The sequence below is a fragment of the Pseudomonas sp. AF32 genome, assembly GCF_022342325.2.
Taxonomy (GTDB): domain Bacteria; phylum Pseudomonadota; class Gammaproteobacteria; order Pseudomonadales; family Pseudomonadaceae; genus Aquipseudomonas; species Aquipseudomonas uvaldensis.
Window position 1 is genome coordinate 75,656 of sequence record NZ_RQJK02000020.1, and the last position, 17,006, is coordinate 92,661.

A 17,006-nucleotide genomic window follows, 5' to 3' on the forward strand; every position below is an offset into this window, starting at 1 on the left:
ATCCCAACCTATGAAAGCGCACCTGACCCTTTTGGCGGCCGGCCTGTTGTTGGCGGCCTGCGGCACTTCGATGCCGACGCCGGAAAGCGGCATCCAGCCGCCACTGGCCTGGCAGAACCCCGACATGTCCGGCGCCCAGGCTGACAACTCACGCTGGTGGACGCACTTCGGCAGCCCGCAATTGAACCGGCTGATCGAACAGGCACGCCTGGACAGCCACGACCTGGCGGCTGCCACGGCCAGGGTTCGCCAGGCGCAGGCCAGCGCAGTGATCGCCGGCGCCCCGCTGCTGCCCGAGATCACGGCCGGGCTCAATGGCAACCGCCAGGAACTGCTTCGCGGCAAGGGTTACAGCCAATTGGATGTGGATCGGAACAACCGCACCATCGATTACTACGATGCCCACCTCAGCGCCAGCTACGAGCTGGATTTCTGGGGCGGCAAACGAGCGGCCCGGGACAGTGCGACGAGTACTCTGTCGGCCAGCCGGTTCGACCGCGCGACCGTGGAGCTGACCCTGCTCAGCGGCGTCGCCAACAGTTACACCCAGGCGCTGTCCTTGCGCGAGCAGCAACGCATCGCCGAGCTGAACCTCGCCAACGCCCGGCATGTGCTCGATCTGGTGCAGACCCGCTACGACGCCGGCAGCGCCACGGCCCTGGAACTGTCCCAGCAAAAAAGCCTGGTGGCAGCCCAACAACGCCGGTTGCCGCAAGTGCAACAGCAGGCTCAAGAGGCGCTGATCACCCTGGCGACGCTGCTGGGGCAACCGGTGCAAGCGGTCAGGCTCGACGATGAACCCTTCGACCACTTGCGCTGGCCGTCCATCGACGCCGGTGTGCCCAGCGACCTGCTGCGCCGCCGCCCGGACATCGCTGCCGCCGAAGCGCGCCTTGCGGCGGCCCAGGCCGACATCATCGTCACCCGCGCCGCCATGCTGCCGTCCGTGACCCTGGGCCTGGGCCTCGCCACCGGTGCCGACATCGCCGACCAACTGCTGCGCAACAACGTCTACAACCTCAGCGCCGGCGTGGTCGCGCCCATCTTCAACAACGGCCGCCTCAAGGCCGAACGGGACAAGGCCAGCGCCCGCCAGGAAGAACTGCTGGCGCTCTACCGAGCCGCCATCGTCAACGGCTTCGCCGACGTTGAAAAAGCCCTGAACACTGTGCACGGACTCGACCAGCAACGGCAGTGGCAAACCGAAGAACTGCAGCAAGCCCAAAACGCTTTCGAGATCGCACAAAGCCGCTACCAGGCCGGCGCCGAAGACCTGCTCACCGTACTGGAAACCCAACGTACGCTCTACGCGGCTCAGGACACGAACGTGCAATTACGTTTGGCGCGGGTGCAGGCGAGCGTGGCGTTGTACAAGGCGTTGGGTGGGGGTTGGCGGGTGATGTAGGCCTCGAACATATTTCAAGCCGATGACAGTTGTGGCGAGGGGATTTATCCCCTCGCCACGGGTAACTCTTCCTGCCACCGATTGTGTTCGGCTTTGGCTTTGTTTATCCGACCCTGTAGGACTCCCGAGCCAGGCTACATCGCCTTGCGCCATTGCCTACAACTGCGCCAGAATCCGCCGGCTTGTGCGCCTGGCTCGTGGCTTTTACTGTTTCCGGGTCGCTGATTTCAGCGATCGGGTTTGGTAGCCCGCGAGTTCACTAGGCGCAAGCGCCACCTTTTTCAGATGCTCTCTCGGTGTCTGTTTCATGGTGGCCGTGCGCAGGGCGTCTTCGGGCGCGCCGGGTTCCTAGTGCTCCGGTCTACCAACCCGCGTACGGCCGCCACCCAATCGTTTGGTAGCGATAGTGTCGGCTCCTTAAATGAATACTAGGAGTTACACCATGCTCAAGATCACCCCCAATCCCCCCGAAGACGACTCGAAAAAACTCAACGAAGCCGCCGACCGCGCCCTCGCCTTCTACCTCGACCCCAAACCTGAAAAAAACAATCCATTACCGGGCCAATTGTTCACAGTGGCAGAAGGCGCGGACATGGAATGCCTGCTCGCCAACCTCAGTGAAACCCTGGCCTCGGTCAATGTCATGGCCAGCGAATTGGCGTTCGAACTGGAAGGTTCGCGGCGGCATTTTGCGCTGGGGATCCAGCAGATGGTCGAGTTGGGCGAATTGCTGGCGAACCGTGCCTTGGATATCGCTGAACGGCCGTAGTCCTAGGCAAGGTCTCTATCAAGCCAAGCCCCCCATATGAAAGAGCCACATTCTGTGGGAGCTGGGCTTGCCCGCGATGGCGGTGTATCTGAACCGATGATGTTAGATGTGCCGACGTTTTCGCGAGCAAGCCCGCTCCCACAGGGGGCGCGGTGTATCTGACCTGTGGCGTGGGTTTATCCTGCCGGCGCGGGCACCCTGGTTGCGGCGATGGCGAGGTCGATCAGCGCTTGGCTATCGGCCGCGTCCACGTCGTTGTCCCCGTCCATGTCGCCATGCACCGAAACCTTGTCGAGGGGGCCTTGCGGGTTTGTCCGGGTCACCCGGACGCTGTAGGCGGACACAATCGAGTCGATGAACTCAGTGTCCGGGTCGTCATCGACGAACCCCGTCATGCGGGTCACGAAGTCGATCTCCACCGCCCCGAAAGTCGAGCCGGTTTTCTCGGTCAAGGTGATCAGGATGCCTTTACTGGTCTCCATTCGAAGCCCCCTTTGCAGATGATCCGATGGCAGTGCGAGCACTCTATGCCGAGCGGACAAGGCTGTCTGCTGTAAGAACTAACAGGTCTCCTCGCCCAGGCACTACACCGGCCTGGCCTTGAGATTGCGCGCATACCACGGACGTTGCGGCACGCGGCGAAACAGCTTCGAGAGCTTTTTATCGTCATTGCCGAAGGTGATGCGCAGGGCCAGTTTCATGGTTTCCGGGTCCCTCTCCACCGAGCGTCCGACCTGCAGCCCCGGCGTGGTGCTGCACCCGTGGGTGTCCGGCCCCAGCCAGGGGTCGGCGATTTCCACCCAACGGCCGGGGGCGAACCAGGGTACGCCGTCGACTTCAAGCCGGCTCACTTCGCCTGGATGGAAACGCTCGTGGGCTCGGAACCAGTCTTCGATACGGTCGTCGATCCAGCCGTGGAACGCCCAGAACACCGGGTTCACATGGGAGGAAAACGGATCGCCGAGGAAGTCGTTTTCCGCTGCGAACCAACGCTGGGCGAAGTCGGCCTGGTCGCGGGCGAACGGCACCGGGTGGCCGTTGGACGGATCCCGGGGCACCGAGGCCCAGCGCATGTGCAGCCAATCGTGCAGACCCAGCTCTACCTCCGAACCGAACTGACCCAGGGTCAGTTTCGACAGGTAACGCGGATCACGGTAGCGCGACTCCCAGACCAGGAAATTGCTGTGGTACGTCTCGGCCGTCTTGATGTCGCTCACCCACTGGGCGTATTGCTCGTCACCGGCGGCCAGCCAGGTGGGCGGCAATGCCGTACCGTCGAGGTTATCGAAATACCGGGCAAAACCGAGGCGATCACGCTCCAGCTCCGGCTGCGGCAAGGGAAAGCGCTGCCAGGACGGTAGCGGCTGGTACGAACGGGCCGTTCTCAGCATGTGCCGGTGCATGAAAAAAAAGTCGATGCCTGAGCCGTTGCGATCCTTGCGTGGGCCACGGGCGTCACGCTCCTGGTCGCGCGGTCCGGGCTGCCAGCCAAGGCCGCGCAGGGCGTTGCGCTTGTCTTCGTCCAGGGTGTGCCACTTGTCCCGCGAGGCATGCCAGAGCTGGTGGAACAACCGATGTTCGGGCGATACCAGCCAGGCCAGCAGTGCGGGGCTCAACGGCGTGCGTTCGCGGGCTTCGGGAAACGCTTGTTTGAGGGCGATGAACGAGTTGTCGAGTTCCGGCAGGGCCGCCGACCGGTCCAGTCGCGACACGCGACCACTGAGCGTGGCGCGACCGGCATTGCCGAAACCGGCCCAGACCTCGTCCAGAGTCATGATGAATTCATAGTCCGGTGCTTCATGCTCGGCACGGGTGAGTCGCCAACTCAACTGCCTGGAGTCGTCGCCGGCCAGGTCGCCCAACACCCGGTAACGAGGCTCGGCGCCCGTACGCAGACGTTCAGCGGTATCCAGGCAACCCACCAGGCCACGGCCCTTATGGGCGATGTCGAGAAACAGTTGCAGCCCGTCGCTCGGCAGGCCATCGACGCCGCCGTCGCGTCCGGTGAAACGGATCGTCCAGATACCGCGCAGCTTGTCGGCGCGGCGTTGGCCCGCCACGTCCGCCACATCGAATGAAGCCTCGCCGGGGGTGATGGTGGGGTCCGGCCGGGTCAGTTCGCGATGCCCGTAATAAACCGCAGGCACGGCGGCACCGGTCAGCGCCAGGCCTGCCATGAACCATCGTCGAGAAATCGTCATTGCCTTACCTGTGTTCGGGCCCTGGGGTGGGCTTTATCCAAGCTAGGACGATGGGTGGGCCGGCAAATTTAAAGCGTTTCGCGAGCAAGCCCGCTCCCACAGGGGACCGCATTCCAATGTGGGAGCGGGCTTGCTCGCGAAAGGGCCCTCCAGGCCACCTAAATTTCCCCGCCAACCACTCGTCCTCCCCAGATAGCAAAGGCCCCGCGCCTGTCCTTCCAAGGCGAACCAGATCGAGATCGGCAATGACAACACGACGTTCGAAAAAGGCTCTTTTCACCGGTGTGCCCCTGGCCCTGGCGCTGGTGGTCGGTGGCGGCCTCGCGGCCTGGGACCACTGGTGGCGGGACAACCCCGGCTACCCGGTCAAGGTGATGAAGCAAGCCCGGGAGCTGCACGAACGCCTGCTCTCCTTCGACAGCCACATCACCGTGCCGCTGGATTTCGGCACCGCCGGCAACGAAGCCGATAAGGACGGCAAGGGTCAGTTCGACCTGGTGAAAGCCAATCGCGGCCACCTGTCCGGCGCGGCCCTGACCATCTTCGGCTGGCCGGAACTGTGGAACGGCCCCAACGCCCCCCACAGGCCCACTGCCGGTTTCGTCGAAGAAGCGCGCAACCAACAGGAGGTGCGCTACAAGATCATCACCGGCATGGTCCGCGACTTTCCCAACCAGGTCGCCATCGCCTACACCCCGGACGAATTCCGGCGCCTGCACGGCGAAGGCAAGTTCGCGATTTTCATCAGCATGCTCAATGCCTATCCCCTGGGCCACGACTTGAACCTGCTGGACCTGTGGACGGCGCGGGGCATGCGCATGTTCGGCTTCAGCTATATCGGCAACAACGACTGGGCCGACTCTTCGCGACCGCTGCCCTTCTTCAACGATTCGCCCGACGCCCTCGGCGGCCTCTCCGACATCGGCAAGCAAGCGGTGACGCGATTGAACGATCTGGGCGTGATTATCGACGTGTCGCAAATGTCGACCCAGGCCCTGGAGCAAGTCGCACAGCTGAGCCGCACGCCGCTGGTGGCTTCCCATTCGGCACCACGGGCGATGGTGGACATCCCGCGCAACCTCAGCGACAAGGAAATGCAGTTGATCAAGGCCAGCGGCGGTGTGGTGCAGATCGTTGGCTTCTCCCAATACCTGCGCCCGCTGACGCAGAAGACCCAGGACAAACTCAACGCCCTGCGCGAGCGCTTCGACCTGCCGCCATTGCCCAATCTCGCCATGGCGTTGATGCCGGGCGACCCGATCATTGCCGCGTGGCCGGAACAGCGCTTTGGCGAATACGCTGCCCAGCTCTACGGCATCCTGGAGGAAGAACCCAAGGCCAGCCTCAAGGACCTGGGAGACGCCATCGACTATGCCGTGCGCAAGATCGGCATCGATCACGTCGGCATCAGCTCGGACTTCAACGAAGGCGGCGGCGTGAAAGGTTGGGAAGACGTGGGCGACATCCGCAACGTCACCGCCGAACTGCTCACCCGCGGCTACTCCGAAGCCGACATCGCCAAGCTGTGGGGCGGCAATTTCCTGCGGGTCTGGGACCAGGTGCAGAAAGCCGCCCGGCCAGCCGTGGCCTCGAACCAGAAGGCCGTACAGCCATGAATGAACGCCGCACTTTCCTGAAACAGGCCGGGATTCTCGCCGCCGGCCTGCCACTGGTCGCCAGCCTTCCCGCGCCCGCCAGCGCCGATGCTCTGCCACGGTTGCCCCGGGACAAATGGGCACAACTGCGCGCCTTGTTCGACCAGGACCCGGACTACCTGCACTTCTCCAACTTCCTGGTCACCACCCACCCCCGCCCGGTGCGCGAAGCCATCGAAAAACACCGCGCCGCCCTGGATAAGAACCCCGGCCTGTTGATGGACTGGGACCTGGGCGTCACCGAGGAACGCGAGGAGAACGTGCGGACCTGGGCCGGACGCTACCTGCAAGCGAGCCCGAAACAGATCGCCCTCACCGGCAGCACCACCGAGGGCCTGGCGATGATCTACGGCGGCGTTCAGGTGAACGCCGATCAGGAGATCCTCACCACCGCTCACGAACACTATTCCACCCACACCATCCTCGGCCTGCGCAATCAACGGGACGGCACCCAGGTGCGCAAGATCAAGCTGTTCGAAAGCGCCCACAACGCCAGCGAGGCGGAAATCCTCGCGACCATCGACCGCAATATCCGTCCGCAGACTCGCGTGCTGGGCATGACCTGGGTGCACTCGGGCAGCGGCGTCAAGCTGCCCATCGACAAGATCGGCGCTCTGGTCGACAAGCACAATCAAGGCCGCAGCGACGCACAACGCCTCATCTACGTGGTGGACGGCGTCCATGGCTTCGGCGTCGAGAACCTCGATTTCCCGACGATGAACTGCGATTTCTTCATCGCCGGCACCCACAAGTGGATGTTCGGCCCACGGGGCACGGGCCTGGTGTGCAGCCGCAGCGAAGAGCTCAGGTACGTCACACCGATCATTCCAACGTTCTCCGAAGCCACGGCGTTTTCCACCGTCATGACACCAGGAGGCTTCCACGCCTTCGAGCATCGCTGGGCCGCGGACGAAGCCTTCAAGCTGCACCTGCAACTGGGCAAGGCCGAGGTGCAGGCGCGCATCCATGCCCTCAACACTTACCTGAAAAAGCAGCTGCTCGCGAAGCCGCAGATCGAACTGGTCACGCCCCTGAGCCCGGAGCTGTCCGCCGGTTTCACGTTTTTCCGGGTCAAGGGCCGCGAGAGCGACGAGATCGCCGCCTACCTGATGAAAAACCGGGTGATCGCCGACGCGGTGCATCGCGATGCCGGCCCAGTGGTCCGCACCGCGCCTGGGCTGCTCAATACCGAAGCCGAGATCGATCACTTCATGAGGCTGCTGAGCAAGACGCTCTGAACCGAACCTTTTTGATCTAATCGAGAGAGATGGATGAACAGTTTTTCGCTGAAGCTATTCCCGGCCCTGGCCCTTACCGCCCTGCTGCCCTCCGGCGCCCAGGCGTCCCAACCGGGCCAAGTATTCCGGGACTGCAAGGACTGCCCGCAGATGGTCGTACTGCCCAGCGGTACTTTCACCATGGGCACCCCGGACAATGAAGTCGGCCGCGAGCCCGATGAGGGTCCGATGCACCCGGTGACGTTCGCCAGGCCCGTGGCCATCAGCCGCTTCCAGGTGCTCAAAGGCGAATGGTTCGCCTACCTCAAGGACACCGGCTACACGATGCCCGACGCCGACAAGCGCCCCGGCCGCGCGTGCAAGGCCGGCGTTCCCGACTATCAGGGCAGCGACCCAGGCAAGCAATACACCGACCTGCATCCGGCGGTGTGCATGAACTTCGACGAAGCCAACGCTTACGTGGCGTGGTTGTCGAAAAAAACCGGCAAGCCGTACCGGCTGGTGAGCGAGTCCTTGCGTGAATACGCGGCCCGCGGCGGCAGCAGCGGCCCGTTCCCCTTCGATGAAGGCAAGGAGTACAGCATCGCCCGACACGCCAACACCTACGGCGCAGCCGACGGCTACAACTTCACCGCCCCCGCCGGCAGCTTTCCACCCAATGCCTTCGGCGTCTACGACATGCACGGCAACGTCTACGAATGGACGGCCGACTGCTACAACCCCAACTACGACGGCGCCCCGAGCGACGGCAGCGCCTGGCTCAGCGGCGACTGCAAGGTGCGACGCATCCGTGGTAACGACTGGGGCGAAGCGCCGGTGTTTTCTCGCTCGGGCAATCGCAACGCGGTTTATCCCGATGCACGGGGCGACTGGCTGGGGTTCCGCGTGGCGCGGGATATGTAAACCATGACCGCCCTGCTCATTGCATTTTTCCCGCCTTGCGCCAACGCCTTGAACCACGGCCATCACCGGCCCTAAAAGGGGATTCCCATGACCTCGAACTCCCGCGGAGCCCTGCGTGAAGTGCTCAGCCTGCTCAAGCCCTTCCGGCTCATCATGGTGGCGTCGATTCTGCTCGGCATGCTGGGTGGCCTGAGCATCACCGCGCTGCTGGCGACCATCAACGACGCCCTGAATGCCTCGACCAAGCCCACGCCGCAGATGCTGGCAACGTTCGTGGGGCTCTGTGCGGCGGCGCTGCTGACCTCGATTCTTTCGGACATCGGCACCAACCATGTCGGCCAGAACATCATCGCCAGCTTGCGTAAATCCCTGGGCAAGAAAGTCTTGCTGGCCCCCATCGAGCAGATCGAACGCTTTCGCAGCCATCGGCTCATCCCGGTACTGACCCATGACGTCAACATGGTCAGCAACTTCGCGTTTTCCTTCGCCCCGCTGGCCATCGCCTTCACCGTCACCCTCGGTTGCCTGGCCTACCTGGCCTACCTGTCACTGCCGATGTTCGCGGTGCTGCTGGTGGCGCTGGTGATCGGCACCGTCATCCAGTACGTGGCCCGGGCCCGGGGCATCAGGGGCTTCGAAGCAGCCCGCGAGGCGGAAGACGCCCTGCAAAAGCACTACAGCGCCATCGCCGCCGGTGCCAAGGAACTGCGCATCCACCGTCCCCGCCGCCAGCGCATGTTCAACCAGCGCATCGAAGCAACCGCCGACGACATCTGCGCGACCAATATCCGTTCGGTCAATACCTTCGTGGTCGCCAAGACCTTCGGCTCGATGCTGTTCTTCGTGGTCATCGGCCTGGTCCTGGCGCTGCAGTCGCTGTGGCTGGGCACCGACAAGGCGGTGCTCAGCGGCTTCGTGCTGGTGCTGCTGTACATGAAGGGCCCGCTGGAATACCTGGTGATGACCCTGCCGGTCATCAGCCGGGCCAACATTGCCTTCAAGCGCATTGCCGACCTTGCCGAGCAGTTTTCTTCACCCGAGCCGCACCTGCCGCTCGATGCCAGGAACAGCCCCAGCCCGACGCTCCAGCAGCTGGAACTGCGCGATGTGCATTACGCCTTCCCGGCGGTCGACGGCAGCCAACCCTTCGCCCTCGGGCCGGTCAACCTGACCATCGCCCAGGGCGATATCGTCTTCATCGTCGGCGAAAACGGCGGCGGCAAGACCACGTTGATCAAGCTTCTGCTGGGGCTCTATCCCCCACAACGTGGCGATATCCTGCTCGATGGCAAACCGGTAACGGCTGCCCAACGGGACGATTATCGCCAGCTGTTCACCACCATTTTTGCCGACTACTACCTGTTCGACGAACTGGTCCAGGGCGACCAGCAAGTGCCTGAAGAAGCCAACCGCTACCTGGAACGCCTGGAAATCGCCCACAAGGTCAGCATCCACGACGGTCTGTTCAGCACCACCGACCTGTCCACCGGCCAGCGCAAGCGCCTGGCCCTGCTCAACGCCTGGCTGGAAGGCCGCCCGGTGCTGGTCTTCGACGAATGGGCCGCCGATCAGGACCCGGTGTTCCGCCGGGTTTTCTATACGCAGCTGCTGCCGGAACTCAAGGCGCTGGGCAAAACCATCATCGTCATTTCCCACGATGACCGTTACTTCGATATCGCCGATCAACTGGTCCGGATGCAGGCCGGTCGGGTCATCAGTGAAAAGGCCCCGCAGGCTTTTGCCTGAGCCGTCCCGACGCAATGCTGTTTACCGCGAGAACACCATGAACGAACTGCTAGATGATGATCTGCTGACGCTACTGCTCGATGAGGCCGAGGATGGCATGCCCGAAGGGCCCCGGCTGGACCGCGCGCCCTTGTCCTTCGCCCAGCAACGCCTGTGGCTGGAGCACCAGCGAGACCCGACCCGGTCGGCCTACAACCTGCCGCGCGCCCTGCGCCTGTCGGGTGAACTCGACGCCGACGCCCTGGAACAGGCGCTCAACCGCGTCATCGATCGCCACGACATCCTGCGCACCGCGATTGTCGAAATCGACGGCGCAGCGGTCCAGGTGGTCGAACGCAACGCCAGGCTCATCCTGCACCGCGAGGACCTCGGCGCACTCGACCAACAGGCCCGGGCCACGGCGCTCGCCCAGCGCATCGAGCAGCACGCCCGGCAACCGTTCGACCTCAGCCATGCGCCACTGATGCGAGCAACGCTGCTGCGGCTGGACAGCGATGCACACGTGTTGCTGCTGAACATGCATCACATCGTCTCCGACGCCTGGTCCAATACGATTCTCATGCAGGACATGACCCAGGCCTACACCCGCGCGCTGCTCGGCGACGCTTCACCGCTGCCGGCCTTGCCCTTGCAATACGCCGACTACGCAACCCACCAACGAAGCGAATACCTGCAGAGCACGGCCTGCCAGCGCAGCGGCGACTACTGGCGCCAGTGCCTGGGCCATGACCTGCCCGTTCTGGAACTGCCTCAGGATTTCCCTCGCGCCGCGAGCCAGCAGCACATGGCCGGACGCGTCCAGGTGACACTCGCACCAGCCATGGCCCAGGCCCTGGAGACGTTTTGCCGACGCCAGGGGCTCACACCGTTCGTGGTCGCGCTGGGCGCCTGGCAACTGTTGCTGGGCCGGTACGCCAACCAGAACGATTTCACCGTCGGCGTCCCCAACGCCAACCGCAACAGCCCTGAAAGCCAGGCACTGGTGGGTTTTTTCGTCAGCAGCCAGGTCTACCGGGCGCGGCTCGACTCGACGCGCACCGCGTTGGATTTTCTCCACGACCTGCGCACCCAATCCCTGGCGGCGCTCGAACATGCCGACTACCCGTTGGAACTGATCCTCGATCAACTGCAACGCCCCGGCGCACAAGGTTCCAACCCGCTGTTCCAGGTCTTGTTCAACTGGCGCACCGGCGCGCCCACGACATCGATGTCGATCCAGGATGGACTGGCGCTGGAGTTTCTGCCCGCTGGCGACAGCCAGGCCAAATTCGACCTGTCGCTGGATGTCGATTATTCACAGCAGCAATTACTGGCGACGTTTGAGTACAGCCGTGATCTCTACCGGACAGCGACCATCGAGCGCATGGCCGAGCACTGGCACAACCTGCTGCAGAGCCTGATCGAAACCCCGGAATCCGCGTTGGGCGAGCTGCAACTGCTGAGTGCCCCTGAGCGTCAACAGACCCTGGACGACTGGAACCGGCAACCGACCCTACTGCCCCACGGGCGTTGCCTGCATCAGCTGATCGAAACCCACGCCGCCACCACGGGCGATGCGATTGCCCTGACCTTCGAAGGGCAGCACCTGAGCTATGCCGACCTCAACCGGCAGGCTAACCGCTTGGCCCATCGGTTGATCGCCGAAGGGGTCGGACCCGATGTGCTGGTGGGGATCGCCGCAGAACGGACACCCCAGATGATCATCGGCCTGCTGGCGATTCTCAAGGCGGGCGGCGCCTACGTGCCGCTGGACCCGGCGTATCCTTCCGATCGCCTGGCCTACATGATCCAGGACAGCGGCGTCACGCAGGTCCTGACCCAGGCGCATCTGCGGGATTCGTTGGCGTTGCCCGCCGGTACGGTCTGTCTGTCACTGGATCCGCAGGACGTCGATGACGCGTGTCCCAAGCACAACCCGGATGTGCCGGTGCACCCGGATAACCTGGCCTACGTGATCTACACCTCGGGCTCCACCGGCCAGCCCAAAGGCGCGTTGCTGGCGCATCACAACGTCACTCGTCTGTTCCAGGCCACGGACCGCTGGTTCAGCTTCGACCACCACGACGTGTGGTGCCTGTTCCACTCCTATGCCTTCGACTTTTCCGTATGGGAGATTTTCGGCGCCCTGCTGCATGGCGGTCGGCTGGTCATCGTGCCCCACGCCATAAGCCGTTCGCCGGAGGATTTTCATGCCCTGTTGTGCCAGGAACGCGTCACCGTACTGAACCAGACACCGTCGGCGTTCAAGTCGTTGTCGCAGGTCGCCTGTGCGTCACGGCAGCCGCTTGACCAGCATTTGCGGCAGGTGATCTTCGGCGGTGAGGCCATCGATGTGCAGAGCCTGCGTCCCTGGTTCGAACGCTTCGGTGACCGGACACCACAGTTGATCAACATGTATGGCATCACGGAAACCACCGTCCATGTCACCTGGCGACCGCTGTCGATGCAAGACCTGGACAGCGAGGCCGCGAGCCCTATCGGCGAGCCCATTGTCGACCTGTCCTGGTATCTGCTCGACGCTCACCTGAACCCTGTCCCCAAAGGCTGCACCGGTGAGCTCTATGTCGGTCGGGCCGGCCTGGCCCGTGGTTATCACGGGCGCGCCGACCTGAGCGCCAGCCGGTTCATCCCCGACCCCTTCGATCCGCTGCCGGGTGGACGCCTGTACCGCACCGGCGACCTCGCCCGCTACCGTGCCGACGGCAGCATCGAATACATCGGGCGCCTGGATCATCAGGTCAAGATCCGCGGCTTCCGCATCGAATTGGGCGAAATCCAGGCGCGCCTGCAAACGCTGCCGCAGGTGCAGGATGCCGTCGTACTGACCCATGACGGCCCCGGCGGCCTGCAACTGGTCGCCTATGTGATTGCCGCGCAGCCCACCCCGGAACTGCGCGAAAGCCTGCTGGCCGCGCTCAAGGCACACTTGCCGGACTACATGGTGCCCAGCCACCTGCTGTTCATCGACCGGTTCCCCCTCAATGCCAATGGCAAGCTCGACCGCAAGGCCTTGCCGGAACCCGACGCCAACCTCAGGCAATCGCGCTACGTGGCGCCTCGCACTCAGTTGGAACAGGCCCTGGCGCAGCTTTGGCGGCAATCCCTCAGGGTCGAGCGCGTGGGTATCAACGACAGCTTCTTCGAGCTGGGCGGACATTCGATCCTGGCCATCGAGCTGATCGCCAGCCTCAAGGCACGCCTGGATATCACGGTGCGTTTGCAGGAGTTGCTGAGCCATCCGAGCATCGCCGAACTGGCCCTGTTCATCTCGCAAAAACATCGCGAACAAGCTCAATGCCTGGTGGCCTTGAACAGCGCCCCCGCCAGCTCGCCCCAATTGTTCTGCCTGCACCCCAGCGGCGGTATCGTGTTCTGCTATCAGCCGCTGGCGCGCAAACTGCGAGATCGGGCACGCACCGTCGGCGTCATGCACCGCGGCTTCAGCGAACCCCATGTGGGGCCCGAGGCCTGGGGCGAGATGATTGCCGACTACAGCCGGGAAATCGTCAAGGCCCAGCCCCAAGGGCCGTATTACCTGATGGGCTGGTCCCTGGGCGGGACGATTGCCATGGACATCGCTGCGATGCTGGAAAGCCAGGGTCATACCGTCGGTTTTCTGGGATTGGTGGACAGCACGATCCCTGAGCAGCTCTACCCTGAAGCGTTGCCGCGTCATCGGCATTTACCCGACCAGGAAAAAACCGACCTGGCGTCCCAGGATCTGATCGAGGCCATCGAGTATTTCGACCTGCTGTTTCCGACGCTTACGGAGCGCACGGCGGCGTATCGGCGTGAACACCCCGAGAGCACGGTCAAGGCGTTCCATGACTGGGCTGCCAGCCAGATCGAGCCAGGCCGCAGCGATTTGCTGTCGGTGGTGCAAAGCGTCAAGGAAGAGGTCATGAACGCCCAGGCGTTCTCGGTGCATGATCGATTGTTGGAAGCCTTTGACGGGTACACCTTCAAGTCGGTGCGGGTACGTCCCAGTTGCTGGTGGACGCAGGCGGAAAAAACTCCGGAAGAACTGGCCTTCTGCGAAAACTTGATCCAGGCGCACAGCCTGACCGGTGAGCTGAACGGTTCGGTGCACTCGCCGTTGCGCCACCGCGGCATGATCTTCGATGACGCCTTGCTGGATTCACTGGTCGAGGCCTTCATGGACAGTACCGTCAGCCCATAGGTCAGGATCGCCACAGCGCTTGCCCTACTCACCCTTCAGCCATAAAAAAACCGACCCGCACAAGCGGGTCGGTTTTTTTGTCGATGCGTGGATCAGAACTGCGGGGTGTACTTCACGGTAAACATCAGATTACGTGGATCACCGAAGTTGTTATTGCCGTTGAGCTGGTTGTAAGCCGACGTGATGTACGTCTTGTCGAACAGGTTATTGGCATTGACTGCCAGGTTGATTTCAGGCGTCAGTTGATACCCCACACGAGCATTCCAGACGGTATAGCCCGGTACGTCGCGGTCAAGGTCGTAAACCAGTGTGTGGCTTTGGGTCGTGAACCCCAGGCCGGCACTGACGCGGTTCCAATCACCGGTGAACTGGTAGTTGCTCCATACACGCAGCATGTGTTTCGGCGTCCAGGTACTGAAGACACTGCCTTCATTGTTCGGGTCTTCCAGATACTTGGTGGTGTTGTAGGTGTAGCCGGCGAACAGCTCCAGGTTGTCGATCACTTCACCACTGATTTCGGCGTCAATGCCCTGGCTACGCACTTTGCCCGACGCTGTAGAGCAACCAAAGCCTCCACACCCCGAGCCGCCGTCGTTGACGGCGCGGTTCTCATGGTCGTAGCGGAAGACCGCAAGGGAAGTATTGACCCGACCATCCATCAGTTCACCCTTGAGACCGACCTCGTAGTTTTTTCCGACTACAGGTTTGAGCACCGAACCGCTGGCATCGATATTGGTCTGTGGCTGGAACACATCGGTGTAGCTGGTGTACACCGCCCATTCACGGCTCAGGTCATAGACGATACCGGCGTACGGCGTGACCACTCCGGTTTCAGTCGAGGTGCTGGGGTCGTTGCGTGTGATCCCGGTTGATCTTTCGTTTTTCGACTTGTAGCTGAAGTCATACCAACTGACCCGGGAGCCCAGGATCAGCGTCAGGTCGTCCACCGGCTTGACGCGCCAGGTGCCGTACAGGCCTTTCTGGCGGACATCGTACTTGCTGAGGACGCCCAAGCCACCCGGACTGTTGATCAGGCTGTCATAGCTGATGTCCGGACGGTCATTGTCCAGGTCGAAGATGGAGTCACTGGTGTTGTTGAAGGTCCGGGCGTATTTGTCATCGGTCTCCAACTGGGAATAGTTGCCGCCCAGCATGACTTCCTGCTGCATCGACAGGGCTTCGAACTTGCCGGTCAGGTTCATGTCCAGACCGACCTTCTCGGACTGGAAATCAGTTACGAAGTCGGCATATTGCACACCACTGCCATCGGGCAACAGACCACCGCCCCTTTGGACTCGCTGGTTTTTCGCCTGGTTGTCCTCGGTCATGTGTACGGCGCCCACCTTGAACGCCCAGTCGTCGTTGAAGCGGTGTTCCAGATCGGCATAGGTGGTGGTGACATTGATGTCGGAGCGGTTCCAGCGCGCGCCGGTGTAGGTCGAACGTGACACGTCCGGCATCGAGCCGTCGGCGTAGCGTGGCAAACCGCGGATGTTGCCGCGGGATTCGCCCTCGGAGCGGCTGACCGCCAGGCCCAGGGTGGTGTCCTCGCTCAGGTCGATGTCCAGCGCGCCGTACAGCGAGTGGGTCTTGCTCCACGCGTGATCGATAAAGGAATTACTCTGGTCCTCGTCGGCGACGATACGACCGCGGATAGTGCCGGCCTCGTTCAAGGGGCCGCCGGCGTCCAGTTGCAGGCCATAGTGGTCCCAGGAGCCGGCCTTGCCGGTGAGGGTCACGGTCGGGGCGCTCTGGCCACGCTTGCGTACCAGGTTGACGGCACCGCCGGGGCTGCCCGTGCCTTGCAGCAGGCCGGAAGCGCCGCGCAGGATCTCCAGACGGTCGAAGAAGATCAGATCCTGGGTCGCCCAGTTGCCCAGCGAATAGGTGTTGCGCGGGATCGGTACGCCGTCGTACTGCCAGTCGTCGATCTGGAAACCGCGCGACGACAGGATCATGCCCTGGCCCACGCCCTGCAGGCCAACGATGCCAGTGGTCTGGTTGACGGCGTCCTTGAGGCTGACCAGGTTCTGGTCGTCCATCTGCTTGCGCGTCATCACGGTGACCGACTGGGGAATTTCCTTGAGGGTGTGGGTGCCCTTGCCGATGGTCACGGCGTTGCTGGTGTAGGAGTGGCTGCCTTCGGTCGTTGCATCCGGTGCCGTCGCCTTCACGGTGGTCGCCCCCAGCTCCAGGCCTCCCGCGGCGGAACCACGCACCAGCATCAACGTGCTGCCCTCCACGCTGTAGCTCACGCCCGTGCCCTTGAGCAATTCGGCAATGGCCGCCTGCGGGCTCATCTTGCCGCTGACGCGGTTGCTTTTCAGGCCGGCCATATCGTCGGCGTTGTAGATCACCTGCTGATTGGTCTGCTGGCCGAACGCCTGTAACGCCTTGGGCAGCGATTGCGCGGGAATGTCGATGCTGACGTCTTCCGCCATCACCTGGGCGCTCAGTGGCAGTACGCAAACCAACCCCAGGCCGGCCAACATCCGACGCGAACGCAGGCCGCGGGACATGACGAGTGCCTTGAACAGAGGTTTCAACTCATGAATGGATGACATCGTGCTCTCTATTATTGGTAGAAGTGAAAGGTCATGGGGCCGGAGGGCCCACCGCTCGCCAGTACCCGTGAACCCGCCCTGCCGACTGCCTCAGGCAATGGATCAGGGCGCGCTGACCGGCCCCTCCCCGGGCGCGGTCATCCGGCTGGAAGACGGCAATTTTCCTGCTGGACAAATCCGCTGCCTGGGCTGCCCTGCCCGACCCGATTTGCCTACACACGTTAGTAAGACGCAGCACTTGGAGAAAACCGGAATGAGTTTATTTATCATTCACGTAACAAAATTTAAAAAAAGGCCGACGCGGTGAGGCGACGGCCTTTTTCCTTGCTTTGCGAGCCTGTCAGG

Annotated in this window: 10 protein-coding genes; 7 read left to right on the top strand and 3 right to left on the bottom strand. The window is 62.8% G+C overall.

Annotation, left to right across the window (positions count from 1 at the left end):
* Positions 1-10: 10 nt before the first annotated feature.
* Both EGM97_RS19055 and EGM97_RS19060 read left to right on the top strand, forming a co-directional pair.
* Positions 11-1,405 carry an efflux transporter outer membrane subunit gene (locus EGM97_RS19055; RefSeq protein WP_238960855.1) on the top strand — a complete coding sequence of 465 codons (1,395 nt, stop codon included), beginning with the start codon at positions 11-13 and terminating at the stop codon, positions 1,403-1,405.
* A gap of 442 nt (positions 1,406-1,847) precedes the next feature.
* Complete coding sequence (locus EGM97_RS19060; RefSeq protein WP_238960856.1) at positions 1,848-2,174, top strand: DUF6124 family protein; 327 nt, start codon at positions 1,848-1,850, stop codon at positions 2,172-2,174.
* Between the two features lie 176 nt (positions 2,175-2,350).
* Here EGM97_RS19060 and EGM97_RS19065 read toward each other — a convergent pair whose 3' ends face one another.
* A complete protein-coding gene (locus tag EGM97_RS19065; protein WP_238960857.1) occupies positions 2,351-2,656 on the bottom strand; it encodes a hypothetical protein in 306 nt (101 codons plus the stop codon).
* A 102-nt stretch (positions 2,657-2,758) separates the two neighbouring features.
* Positions 2,759-4,375 carry a pyoverdine maturation tyrosinase PvdP gene (gene pvdP, locus EGM97_RS19070; protein WP_238960858.1) on the bottom strand — a complete coding sequence of 539 codons (1,617 nt, stop codon included), beginning with the start codon at positions 4,373-4,375 and terminating at the stop codon, positions 2,759-2,761.
* A gap of 245 nt (positions 4,376-4,620) precedes the next feature.
* Here pvdP and pvdM point away from each other — a divergent pair, with 245 nt between their 5' ends.
* From pvdM to EGM97_RS19095, 5 genes are all read left to right on the top strand, one after another.
* Positions 4,621-5,991 carry a pyoverdine-tailoring dipeptidase-like protein PvdM gene (pvdM, locus tag EGM97_RS19075; RefSeq protein WP_238960859.1) on the top strand — a complete coding sequence of 457 codons (1,371 nt, stop codon included), beginning with the start codon at positions 4,621-4,623 and terminating at the stop codon, positions 5,989-5,991.
* Positions 5,988-7,268: a pyoverdine-tailoring periplasmic protein PvdN gene (gene pvdN / locus EGM97_RS19080; RefSeq protein ID WP_238960860.1), complete on the top strand. Its 1,281-nt coding sequence runs from the start codon at positions 5,988-5,990 to the stop codon at positions 7,266-7,268. The genes pvdM and pvdN overlap by 4 nt, the downstream gene beginning before the upstream one ends.
* Before the next feature lie 33 nt (positions 7,269-7,301).
* Positions 7,302-8,171: a formylglycine-generating enzyme family protein gene (locus tag EGM97_RS19085; RefSeq protein ID WP_238960861.1), complete on the top strand. Its 870-nt coding sequence runs from the start codon at positions 7,302-7,304 to the stop codon at positions 8,169-8,171.
* Positions 8,172-8,258: 87 nt separating this feature from the next.
* Positions 8,259-9,917 (top strand): cyclic peptide export ABC transporter, encoded by a 1,659-nt coding sequence (locus EGM97_RS19090; RefSeq protein ID WP_238960862.1) that lies wholly within the window; start codon positions 8,259-8,261, stop codon positions 9,915-9,917.
* Between the two features lie 37 nt (positions 9,918-9,954).
* Positions 9,955-14,097 (top strand): amino acid adenylation domain-containing protein, encoded by a 4,143-nt coding sequence (locus EGM97_RS19095; protein WP_238960863.1) that lies wholly within the window; start codon positions 9,955-9,957, stop codon positions 14,095-14,097.
* A 92-nt stretch (positions 14,098-14,189) separates the two neighbouring features.
* Here EGM97_RS19095 and EGM97_RS19100 read toward each other — a convergent pair whose 3' ends face one another.
* Entirely contained in the window at positions 14,190-16,661 is a 2,472-nt protein-coding gene (locus tag EGM97_RS19100; protein ID WP_238960864.1) for a TonB-dependent siderophore receptor, read from the bottom strand.
* Positions 16,662-17,006: the final 345 nt, after the last annotated feature.